Origin of the sequence: Treponema primitia, from assembly GCF_046533075.1 — a bacterium.
GTDB lineage: Bacteria > Spirochaetota > Spirochaetia > Treponematales > Breznakiellaceae > Termitinema > Termitinema primitia_B.
The window spans coordinates 1-11166 of the sequence record NZ_JAJQRB010000061.1; the positions used below are offsets into that span (position 1 = coordinate 1).

Here is an 11166-nt window from a genome sequence, read left to right on the forward strand (position 1 = left end):
TTTCCCATCGCCTGGAAATGAAATATATGTTCCGGATTGTCTAACATAATCGGTCTATTAATATAATCCCGGTATTTTTGAAAGTACCGGGATTATTCGGTTACTATGGTATAAAAATTTATTTCACCATCCGTTCTTTCATAAAAGCATCAACAGTCATACGGTGTACACCAAGTATTCTTCCAATGGCACTTTTAGAGATATGCTTATCAAGCAGGTCTTCTATATCCTTTTCATGTCCGGAGAGTTTTACAATTTGCGATTTACTGCCGATAGGGCGTCCTAAAATAACCCCTTCTGCTTTTTTTCGGGCAAGTGCTTCTTTGGTTCTTTGAGATATTAAATCTCGCTCTATTTCCGCAGAAAGAGCAAAGGCAAAGGCCAGAACTTTTGATTGAATATTATCGCCAAGCCGATAATTATCTTTGATGGTCCATACCCTTACGCCAATGTTCATTAGATGGTTAAGTATGGACATAATCATAAAGAGACTACGTCCAAGCCGGGAGAGCTCGGAACAAATGATAAGATCGTCTTTCTGAACTTCTGCCAAGAGTGGTCCTAAAAGCCGCTTTTCAGGACTTTTTGTCCCGCTTATTGTCTCCTCGATCCATTGCTCAATTTTCAGTTTGTTTTTTGAGCAAAACCGTTCAATTTCAAACCGCTGATTTTCAACAGTTTGCTTGTCCGTGCTGACACGGATATAACCATAAGTCATAAAGACCTCCAATGAAATATATGTCTAATTTTCGGTTGACAGATACATAGTGGGTTGACAATATTTAAGAAATAAAATAATATTTAGTCTGGGAAAGGAAATGATATATTGTGGTTATACACAATATACTAAAATGGTATTATCGCATCTTAAGGATGCAAGTATATTCGCGGGACTCAATTTTTATAACTCTTCAGTGGTAAAAGTTTAGCAAGAACTTGGTGCCCGCCATAAAGGATAAAGTCTTGAGAAAAATAGATATGCCAATAAATGAAGAAATACTTGAAATCAAAGACATAATCCTCAGTAGCGTTGACTGTGAGAAAATATTTCTTTTTGGTTCCTATGCCTACGGTACACCAACTGCCGACAGCGATTATGACTTTTATGTAGTGCTAAAAGATGATTTTCCTGAGAAACCGATTATTGCTATGGAAATGATAAATCGAAGTTTGATGAATTTTAACACGCGAATGCCGATAGATGTACTGGCAAATTACAAAAACCGGTTTGAATATCACAGCTCACAGCCGACGATTGAACAAAAAATTAATAAAGAAGGTATATTATTGTATGGCTGATATTAAACTTGTTAATGAATGGTTTCCAATTACAAAATCGGTTTTAGACAAAGCAAAGCAAGTATACGACTTTTGCCTAATGAAGGTATCTATTGGTGAAATTGAGACGGCCGAAAAGGAAAATGAATAACATAGACTCCATTAGAAATGAACTTGATATTCTCACCAAAATCATCGCAGAAACCGTCCCGGTTGAGCAGATATATCTCTTTGGATCCTATGCCTATGGAATACCGCATAAGGATTCCGACCTTGATTTATATGTAGTCCTAAAAGATGAGACCCCAATACGGGAAATGGAAGCTATGGATGCCGTAGGTCTTGCAATATACGAGAAACAAAATCATGCTATAGATTTGCTGGTACGTAAAAAGAGTAAGTTTTTAGATCGCTCCACTGGTATTACAACAATCGAAAGGGTAGTATCGACCGAAGGGATAAAAATTTATGGCTAACTTGGAATCCAACCGCCTTGAATACAAGCGCGAAGCCGACAAAGGTGATAAGCTCGAAAAGGCCGTGGTGGCCTTTCTTAATTACAATGGCGGCGGTGAAATACTCATTGGCGTTGACGATGATGGTTCGGTTGTCGGTCTTGCCAATTCAGATGCTGAACAACGCAAGATTACCGATAGGCTCGGTAATAATATCCGTCCAAAGATTTTGGGATTATTTGATGTAGTTGCCGAAGAAATGGACGGCAAAAATATAATCCGCATAGTTGTTTCCAGCGGAATGCAGAAACCCTACTATATCCGCAAGAACGGAATGACTGAGGACGGCTGCTTCATCCGGGTAGGCGCCTCTGCCCAGCCGATGACCGAAGCGATGATTGAGCGGCAGCTCCAGCACAGGCAGGTAAACTCCCTCGCCACCACACCGGTATCGCGGCAAAAGCTGACCTTTGAGCAGCTTCATATCTACTACAACGAACTCGGTTTAACGCTGAATGACCAGTTTGAAGAAAATCTTGACTTGCGTACCGGCGACAGCTCGTATAATCTTCTCGCGTACCTGTTGGCAGACAGCAACGGCGCGTCAATTAAAGTCGCGAAATATGCGGGAACTGATAAAATTGACCTGATTGAAAACGAGGAATACGGCTATCGCTGTTTGATAACATCGATATATCGTGTCCTTGATAAGTTGGCAGTCGAGAATAAGACCTTCGCAAAAATCACTCCACGCAATCGATTGGAGCGGAAACTTATCAATCAGGTTGCTCTGAGAGAGGCATTTATAAACGCCGTAGTTCATAACGACTACAATTTAGGTTGGCCTGTCGTTGAGTTCTTTTCCGACAGAGTGACCATCACTTCTACCGGCGGGCTGGTGGAAGGCTTATCGCAGGAGGACTTTTTTGCCGGTCGTTCCATGCTCCGCAACCGTGAACTTATGCGCGTGTTCAAAGACGTGGAACTCGTCGAAGGCTTGGGCTCGGGAATGCGCCGCATTTTGGAAGCCTATGACCGTTCCGTGTTCGAAATTACCCCAAGCTTTATCGTGGTGACATTCCCCTATGCAAGTGATTTTGAGCGAAATGAGGGTGATGGCACTGCAAATGGCACTGTAAATGGCACTGTAAATGGCACTGTAAAGGCCGATTTAAGCGAAACCCAAAAATCAATCCTCTTGCTGATAAACGCAAATAAGGGCATCACAATTGATAAAATGGTAGCTGAAATGGCAGTGAGCCGACGAACGATTCTACGCAATATAAAAATATTGACCGAAAAAAACATTATCAAGCGCGAGGGTTCTGACAAAACAGGACAGTGGGTAACTTTAATTGAATACGAAGGTATAAGAAAAGGCGTATTGAGGAAATGATTTTATGCCATCCAAAAAAACTACCCCGGTACCCTCCGTCATGGTCTGTTTAAATTAATCGAATTTCCCCATCTACCGGATTTTTGCATCGTGCAACATTCTTAGAATTCTTTGTATACGCCTGTTTGTGAAGTATCGTAGCCTCCGAGTATTTCAAGATCCTGTTTGAATTCCGGTGAATTAACATAGTCCAATATGCTTTTTACCGCAAAACTGTTTTTATCGGAGAGGCGGAATACAAAATCGTACCATTCCAGCTGAAGGGGTATGAACTCAATGCCGTGTATGCCCTCTGCGCCCCTTGCGCAGCCGCAGCCCAGATCCGCCCCGCCTTTTGCCACTATTCCTACGCAACCCAGGTGAGAGCTTGATTCCCTGGTGTAACCCGGTATACTCCGGGGATCAATGCCAAGGCTTGAGAGTTTCTGATCCAGCAGTATCCGGGTGCCGCAGCCCTTCTCGCGGTTGATCATGGTGATCCCGGGCCTGGCAAGATCCTTCCAGCTTTTTATATTGAGGGGATTTTCTTCCTTTACATAGAATCCCTGCATACGTCCCACAAGACGCAGCACCCCGACCGGTAAGCCCGGGAGCAGATGGTGTATAAAAGGGTAGTTGTAGGTATCGGTTTTAGCATCCCAGAGGTGAGCGGCCGCCATGGTGATCCTTCCGTTGTAGAGGGCATAGAGGCTATTGTAACAGCCCATATAGGAGCGGAGGGCGGCTTCCCCGGTTCCGGCCAGTTTTGCCAAAAGGAGATCGATGCAGGCATCCTGGCCTGAAATGATGATAGATGCGCGGGAAGTGGATTCATCTGCCATCCCGTCAGTTGACATTCCGCGTAAAACAGCGGCGTTGGCCGCCGAACCGGGCCTATCCCATGGGCAATTTTCATCATCCGCTTCGGCGGCATTCGTTTTTGTCCGCGGACCTGTCCTGCCGGCCTCCAGATAGGAATTTAAATCCGCTTGGGAGACCCGTACCTGCTTCCCTACCTTTGAGGAAGGTAGTTCTCCCCGTTTGATAAGTTCGTAGACGGTATATTTTTTTATTCGCAGCTGAAGGGCCACATCTTCGGCGGTTAATAGGGTAGATTGCATAAAAAGAGTATACATGGTCGGTGCAAAAAATACAACGCTTTCGGAATGGACCGGCAGCCGGGTGACGGGGGAGGAATTGATGGTCCGGGCGGGAAAAATCCCTTTATGATGCGGTTTAGCTCCGCATCCCCTGGGCCTGCAGGGTATACCACTGTCGAATTTCCTTAATCTCCTCCGCCGCTTCCTCGTCCGCGGCTTTGAGCAGTATCACCCGAAAAGCGTCGTCTATTTCTCCCGCAGTAAAATTATACCCTGCCGCTTTTATCCACGCAGAAAACTGTTCCGGCGTATTCACAGAGTAGCCCGCTATCCGGAATGACCTGTCCCGCCTGATCCGGTCTATAAATTCAATCGCACTATGCATCGCCATTGTCATCATCCTTCGCAGTTTTCCGATTCACCTTAAGCCCGTACTTAACCGCCCGCAGTCCCATGATTCGCTCGGAAATTCCCAGGTTACTTGCGGCACGGGCAATGTTTCCCCTGGTGTAGCGCAGTTCTTCCTCAACAAGTTCTTTCTCCACCGTCTCAATAACTTCCTTCAGGGTACGCCGATCCGGCGTGCGGGCATTTTGTTTCTGCTGCAAACTGGGGGGGAGATGGTAACTGTGGATAGTTTCATCCGTGGTAAGGATAACCGCTCGTTCGATGCAGTTTTCCAGTTCCCTGACATTGCCCGGCCAGGAATAGTCGGACATCAAACTGATTGCCGATGATGATATATTGTGAATCTTTTTGTTGTGTTCGGCGGTGAATTTTTCTACGAAGTGATCCGCAAGGAGCATGATGTCTGTTTTCCGTTCTCTCAAGGGCGGGACAACCAGGGGAAATATACTGAGGCGGTAGTAGAGATCCTCCCGAAATGTTCCTTTCTGAATGAGATGGGATAGATCACGGTTGGTGGCGGCTATCACCCTGATATCTACCTTGATGGTTTGGTTGCCGCCAATTCGCTCAAATTCCCGTTCCTGAAGAACCCGGAGGAATTTGGTCTGCGCCTGCAGGGGCAGTTCGCCGATTTCGTCCAGGAAAATAGTACCGCAGTCGGCCTGCTCAAAACAGCCTTTGCGCTGGGCAACCGCACCGGTAAAAGATCCCTTCTCATGGCCGAAGAGGCTGCTTTCTATCAGGCTTTCCGGAATGGCGGCGCAGTTCACTTTGATAAAGGGCTTGTTTGCACGGCCCGATCCGTAGTGGAGCGCGTGTGCAATCCGCTCCTTTCCGACCCCGCTTTCACCGAGCAGTAATACTGTTGCGTTAGTATTACAGACCTGTTCCATCTGCTGGTACAGGAGGCGCATGATTTTTGCATTGCCGATAACGTACTTTGGCCTGTCGTAGCGGGTACGCAGCTCTTCGTGGAGCCGGGTATTCTCCGTCTTGAGGGCCTCCATTTCCTCGTACTTCATCTGATGTATCCGCACAATTTGGCTGATGGAGGCCGCCACGATGGTAAGGATACTAACTTCATAGTCCAGGCTCTCCTGTGTATGGGGCAGATCCACCCCGATAGCGCCAATCACTTCGGCGCCGCTATGAATGGGTACGCATACATAGGAAATATCTTTCGTGTCCGCATGGTTCCGCGCCCCGGTACGGTTCAGGAACCGGGGCTCATCGGCGATACGCTTTATCACCACCGGGTTGCCGGTCTCAATAACCTTTCCGGTGATGCCCTCGCCCAGCCCATAGCGGCCTCGGTTCTTCTGGGACAGCTCCAGGCCCCAGGCCTCGGCTGTGGCGATTTCGCGCTGATTCCGGTTGAGTATGGTGATCATCCCCCGGATGATGCCGAGGCTTGAGGCGATACGGTCCAGGATGGGCTTCAGGATGGTTTCCACGTTCTCCGATTCGGAGAGGAGCTTGCTGATATCAAAGAGTAACAGGAGCCCGTCCCGTTCGCGCCGATTTTCCGTATATGTAGACATATTCGTAAAATATCAATATTTATGCAATTATTCAAGTATATATTGTATAATAATTCATTATTATGCATACCGTAAAAGAGGGGAATTTCCTACATTTTTCGTATATCCGTAAACAATTTTGTCAGTATTGTTAGCGTTATATAATTTTTTAAATATCGGAAAATGCGTTATTTGACATTTCTTTGCAAACTTTACGTTGTCTTAGCGTTATTTACATCAAATATTTCATCATTTTACTATTTTTCTAATTAATCGATATACTTGGCATGATATTTGCTAGATAATACGCAAGCATATCCTAATTGGGACGGGCTAGTTTGAAATGGGGAGAGAAGCATGGCAAAAATGAGAAAAATTGCAATCTACGGGAAAGGCGGTATTGGGAAGTCTACAACCACCCAGAATACTGTGGCGGCGCTGGCGGAAATGGGAAAGAATATGATGGTGGTTGGCTGCGATCCTAAGGCCGATTCGACCCGGCTGTTGTTGAATGGGCTGGCCCAGAAAACGGTATTGGACACCCTGCGGACCGAGGGCGAAGATCTGGATCTGGACGATGTGGTTAAGGTGGGCTTTAAGGGAACCCGCTGCGTGGAATCCGGCGGGCCGGAACCGGGGGTAGGCTGCGCGGGCCGGGGTATCATCACTTCGATCAACCTGCTGGAACAGCTTGGCGCTTTTCACGAAGACTATAAGCTGGACTATACTTTTTACGATGTTCTGGGGGACGTTGTATGCGGCGGATTTGCCATGCCCATCCGGGACGGCAAGGCCGAGGAAATCTACATCGTCTGCTCCGGCGAGATGATGGCCATGTACGCAGCTAATAACATCTGCAAGGGTATTATGAAATTTGCCGAAGCAGGAGCAGTACGCTTAGGCGGCCTTATCTGTAACAGCCGCAAGACCGACCGGGAAGACGAACTGATCATAGCTTTGGCGGAAAAACTGGGCACCCATATGATCCACTTCGTACCCCGGGACAATATGGTCCAACGGGCGGAGATCAACAAAAAGACGGTTATCGACTTTGATCCTACGGTGGGTCAGGCCGATGAATACCGGAAATTGGCAAAATCTATTGAAGAAAACAAAAGGTTTGTTATTCCCAAGCCTCTGGACATTACGGATTTAGAAAAATTGCTTATGGAGTTCGGCATCGCCGATTGAAAAAAAATAATTCAGGAGGAAATAAATGGTAATGGTGAGAGCGATTGTGCGTCCTGAGAAAGCGGATGCGGTGATGGCCGCCCTGATGGCGGATGGTTTTCCGGCGGTAACCCGGATGAATGTTGTGGGCCGGGGTAAACAGCGGGGAATTAAAATTGGGGATGTCACCTACGATGAAATTCCAAAAGAGCTTTTGCTTATGGTGGTAAAAGAAAGTGACAAGGAATTTGTGGTCAAAAAAATAATTGAGGTTGCGAAAACGGGCAAAGGTTCCTTTGGTGACGGGAAAATTTTCGTTTCCCCCGTAGATGAAGTATATACCGTAAGTTCCGGTCTTAAGGATGCTGGGGATAGTGGGGTAGGGCCGGCGGCGAAGATTCCCGTGGAGGAAACACCGTGAAGGAAGTAATGGCTATCATCAGGATGAACATGATGAACAAAACCAAACTTGCTTTGGTGGATGCGGGGATAAGTTCCTTTTACGCCAAGGAATGCCTGGGCCGGGGTAAGGGTACGGTGGAACTTCCTCACTACCTGGGGGGCGGTGAAGAACAGTACGAAAGTATGATTGATGAACTGGGTATTGTGGGCCGGATTATTCCCAAACGGATGATAAATGTTATCGTACCTGACAAACTGGTGAAGACCGTGGTTAATACGATCATTGGTATCAACAAGACCGGCAGGAGCGGGGATGGAAAAATTTTCGTCATGCCCGTGGAGGAAACCTGGCGGGTCCGCACCGGAGAATCCGGTGACGATATTTTGGACCTATAGGTTAAGGAGCGTATATGTCAACAGCAAGAGAGCTGCCCACCGCGGAGGAATTCAAGAATGAAGTCCTTGAAGTCTATCCTCCAAAGATTGCGAAGAAGCGGGCAAAGCAGATAATTATCAATAAGATAGAAAATGAAGATGAAGTACCCCAGATTATGGCGAACACCCGGACAATTCCGGGGATCATCACCATGCGGGGCTGCGCCTATGCGGGCTGTAAGGGTGTGGTGTTGGGACCCACCCGGGACATCCTCCAAATCACCCACGGTCCCATCGGCTGCGGATTTTATAGCTGGCTTACCCGGCGGAACCAAACCAAGCCTGAAACTGATGCGGACGTGAACTACATGACCTACGCCATGTCTACAGACCTGCAGGAAGATGAGGTCATCTTTGGTGGTGAAAAAAAATTAAAGGCCGCCATTGATGAAGCGGTGGCGTTGTTCCATCCAAAGGCAATCGGTATTTTTGCCACCTGCCCGGTGGGACTTATCGGTGACGATGTACACGCCGTGGCACGGGCTATGGAGGAAAAGTACCCGGACATCAATATCTTCGGGTTTTCCTGCGAAGGCTACAAGGGGGTCAGCCAGTCTGCCGGTCACCATGTGGCGAACAACAAGGTCTTTACGGATGTGGTAGGCCTGGATGATAGTTTTTCTAAGCCGGGGAAATTTAAGTTCAACATTCTGGGGGAATACAACATCGGCGGTGACGCATTTGAGATTGAACGGATCGTTAAGGACTGCGGTCTTACCCTTCATTCAACTTTCAGCGGGAATTCCACCTACCAGGAATTCTCCTCCGCCCACAATGTGGACCTCAACGTGGTTATGTGCCATAGGTCCATCAACTACCTTGCGGAAATGATGGATGTAAAATACGGTATCCCCTGGTTTAAGGTAAACTTTGTGGGAGTGGAAGCGACTTCAAAATCACTGCGGAAGATCGCACAGTTCTACCAGGATGAGGCCTTACTCAAGCAGACGGAAGAAGTGATCGCCCGCGAAGTGGAAGAAGTGGAAAAAATACGGTTGGACGTAAAGTCCCGGTGCGAAGGAAAGACGGCGGTACTCTATGTCGGCGGATCAAGGGCTCATCACTACCAGGAACTGCTCAAGGAGATTGGGATAGACATCATCAGCGCCGGTTACGAGTTCGCTCACCGGGACGACTATGAAGGCCGGAAGGTTATGCCGTCGATTGTCGTGGACGCCGATTCCCGGAACATTGAGGAACTCCACGTTGAAGCCGACGAGAAGCGATTCAAGCCCCGGATCAGTCCCGAAGAAAAGGCAAAGCGTGAAGCGGAAGGATTTGCCTTTAGCGACTATAACGGCATGATGCCGGATATGCCCGCTTCAACCCTGATCATCGACGACTGTAACCACTACGAGCTTGAAGAACTGCTGGACAGGTATCATCCTGATCTGGTTTGCGCCGGTGTCAAGGAAAAATATGTGGTCCAGAAGCGGGGCATCCCCATGAAGCAGCTCCACAGTTACGATTATATGGGACCCTTTGCGGGTTATAAGGGGGCGATCAATTTCTATAAGGAAATAGACCGGCTCCTCAACTGCAATGCCTTCAAATTTACGAAAGCCCCCTGGGACGAGAGCCCTGAGCTTTCCGCCACCTACAGCGTTAATGAATAAGGGAGAGAAAACATGTTACTGAGGCATACGCCAAAAGAAGTTGCCGAGCGTCACGCGCTCACCATAAATCCGGCGAAGACCTGCCAGCCCGTGGGGGCCATGTACGCCGCTCTGGGGATTCATAAGTGTCTGCCCCACAGCCATGGATCGCAGGGATGCTGCGCCTATCACCGCAGCGCCCTAACCCGGCACTACACCGAGCCTATCATGGGAAGTACCTCATCCTTTACCGAAGGAGCTTCGGTGTTTGGCGGTCAGTCGAATTTGATGGAATCAATCACCAACATATTTGCCCTGTACAACCCCGACATTATTGCGGTGAACACTACCTGCCTTTCGGAGGTTATCGGCGATGATCTTACCCAGATCATCAACCGGGCGCTTGCGGATAACAAGATTCCCCACGGAAAGACGGTGATTTATGCCAGCACCCCCAGCTTCAAGGGTTCCCATGTGACGGGCTACGCTAATATGCTCAGCGCCATGGTACAAAACTTTGCCAAGAACACGGGGAAGAAAAACAACGCCATCACCCTGCTGCCTTCATTTATCGAACCAAGCGACATGACGGAGATTAAGCACATCGCCGAGGAAATGGGAATAGAGTACATCATGTACCCCGATACCAGCGGTGTGGTGAACGCTCCCATGGACGGCAAGTTCCACATGTATCCTAAGGGAGGAACCCCCAAGGAAAAGATCCAGCAATCCGGGGATTCCAGGTACGCTCTGGCCCTGGGCCGGGTAGGAACTCTCCAGGCGGCGCAGCTTCTGGACACCAAGTGCAAGGTCAAGACCGATAGCATTGATCTGCCCATCGGCATCAGCGCCACCGATACCTTTGTAGATCTTCTGCGGAGGAGTTCCGGGGTGACGGTTCCTGAAAGCCTCCAAACCGAACGGGGGCAGCTGGTGGATGTGCTTTGTGATAAAGCCCAGTACGTGTACGGAAAAAAAGTTTCCCTCATGGGCGACCCGGACACCCTCTACGGCTTGGTCCAGTTCTGCAAAGACGCGGGAATGCAGGTACTCCATGTGGTTACCGGAACTCCCGCAGGAGCCAAGTGGGAACGGCGGGTACGGGAGCTGGCAGGCGAGGGGACTACCGTTAAAGCAGGCGCCCAGGCAGATCTTTTCTATCTGCACCAGTTGTTGCAGAACAATAAGCCGGACCTGCTCTTTGGGAACACCTACTGCAAGTACATCGCCCGGGACATGGATATCCCCCTGATTAGGACAGCCTTTCCCATATACGACCGTATTGGCCATTCATACATACCCATCACCGGTTACCGGGGCGGTATGCACCTGCTCCTCAAGGTACTGGATATCATCATGGATCGTCAGGACCGGGACGCGCCGGAAGAAAAGTTTGAACTGGTAATGTGAGACTTTAAAAGGTTAATT

Annotated in this window: 13 protein-coding genes; 9 read left to right on the plus strand and 4 right to left on the minus strand. The window is 48.3% G+C overall.

The genetic code is table 11. The features are described 5' to 3' along the window. Positions 1–118 precede the first annotated feature (118 nt). Positions 119–718 carry a master DNA invertase Mpi family serine-type recombinase gene (locus LQZ19_RS12830; protein ID WP_411048070.1) on the minus strand — a complete coding sequence of 200 codons (600 nt, stop codon included), beginning with the start codon at positions 716–718 and terminating at the stop codon, positions 119–121. A gap of 245 nt (positions 719–963) precedes the next feature. Between LQZ19_RS12830 and LQZ19_RS12835 the strand changes: the two genes are divergently transcribed. The 4 genes from LQZ19_RS12835 to LQZ19_RS12850 are packed head-to-tail and all read left to right on the plus strand — an operon-like array spanning position 964 to position 3129. Continuing rightward, the gene (locus LQZ19_RS12835; protein WP_411048071.1) at positions 964–1299 is read left to right on the plus strand and encodes a nucleotidyltransferase family protein; all 336 of its coding nucleotides are present in this window, start codon (positions 964–966) and stop codon (positions 1297–1299) included. Beyond that, a complete protein-coding gene (locus LQZ19_RS12840; RefSeq protein ID WP_411048072.1) occupies positions 1292–1429 on the plus strand; it encodes a hypothetical protein in 138 nt (45 codons plus the stop codon). Before LQZ19_RS12835 ends, LQZ19_RS12840 begins: the two co-directional genes overlap by 8 nt. Next, entirely contained in the window at positions 1422–1754 is a 333-nt protein-coding gene (locus LQZ19_RS12845) for a nucleotidyltransferase domain-containing protein (RefSeq protein ID WP_411048073.1), read from the plus strand. Before LQZ19_RS12840 ends, LQZ19_RS12845 begins: the two co-directional genes overlap by 8 nt. Then, positions 1747–3129, plus strand: a complete 1383-nt coding sequence (locus LQZ19_RS12850) for an RNA-binding domain-containing protein (RefSeq protein WP_411048074.1) — start codon at positions 1747–1749, stop codon at positions 3127–3129. Before LQZ19_RS12845 ends, LQZ19_RS12850 begins: the two co-directional genes overlap by 8 nt. A 101-nt stretch (positions 3130–3230) precedes the next feature. On the opposite strand, the gene LQZ19_RS12855 is transcribed toward LQZ19_RS12850, so the two are convergent. The 3 genes from LQZ19_RS12855 to LQZ19_RS12865 all read right to left on the minus strand — a co-directional run bounded on the left by LQZ19_RS12855 (position 3231) and on the right by LQZ19_RS12865 (position 6157). Beyond that, a complete protein-coding gene (locus LQZ19_RS12855; protein ID WP_411048075.1) occupies positions 3231–4229 on the minus strand; it encodes a substrate-binding domain-containing protein in 999 nt (332 codons plus the stop codon). Between the two features lie 115 nt (positions 4230–4344). Then, a complete protein-coding gene (locus LQZ19_RS12860) occupies positions 4345–4599 on the minus strand; it encodes a Nif11-like leader peptide family natural product precursor (RefSeq protein WP_411048076.1) in 255 nt (84 codons plus the stop codon). After that, a complete protein-coding gene (locus LQZ19_RS12865; protein ID WP_411048077.1) occupies positions 4586–6157 on the minus strand; it encodes a sigma 54-interacting transcriptional regulator in 1572 nt (523 codons plus the stop codon). Before LQZ19_RS12865 ends, LQZ19_RS12860 begins: the two co-directional genes overlap by 14 nt. 345 nt (positions 6158–6502) lie before the next feature. Between LQZ19_RS12865 and nifH the strand changes: the two genes are divergently transcribed. The 5 genes from nifH to nifK are packed head-to-tail and all read left to right on the plus strand — an operon-like array spanning position 6503 to position 11148. Continuing rightward, positions 6503–7327, plus strand: coding sequence for a nitrogenase iron protein (gene nifH, locus LQZ19_RS12870; protein WP_411048117.1), 825 nt, complete (start codon positions 6503–6505; stop codon positions 7325–7327). A 25-nt stretch (positions 7328–7352) separates the two neighbouring features. Beyond that, positions 7353–7727 carry a P-II family nitrogen regulator gene (locus LQZ19_RS12875; protein ID WP_411048078.1) on the plus strand — a complete coding sequence of 125 codons (375 nt, stop codon included), beginning with the start codon at positions 7353–7355 and terminating at the stop codon, positions 7725–7727. Next, the gene (locus LQZ19_RS12880; RefSeq protein ID WP_411048079.1) at positions 7724–8104 is read left to right on the plus strand and encodes a P-II family nitrogen regulator; all 381 of its coding nucleotides are present in this window, start codon (positions 7724–7726) and stop codon (positions 8102–8104) included. Before LQZ19_RS12875 ends, LQZ19_RS12880 begins: the two co-directional genes overlap by 4 nt. A 14-nt stretch (positions 8105–8118) precedes the next feature. Then, positions 8119–9759, plus strand: coding sequence for a nitrogenase component I subunit alpha (locus LQZ19_RS12885; protein WP_411048080.1), 1641 nt, complete (start codon positions 8119–8121; stop codon positions 9757–9759). 12 nt (positions 9760–9771) lie between these two features. Then, entirely contained in the window at positions 9772–11148 is a 1377-nt protein-coding gene (nifK, locus tag LQZ19_RS12890) for a nitrogenase molybdenum-iron protein subunit beta (protein ID WP_411048081.1), read from the plus strand. Positions 11149–11166: the final 18 nt, after the last annotated feature.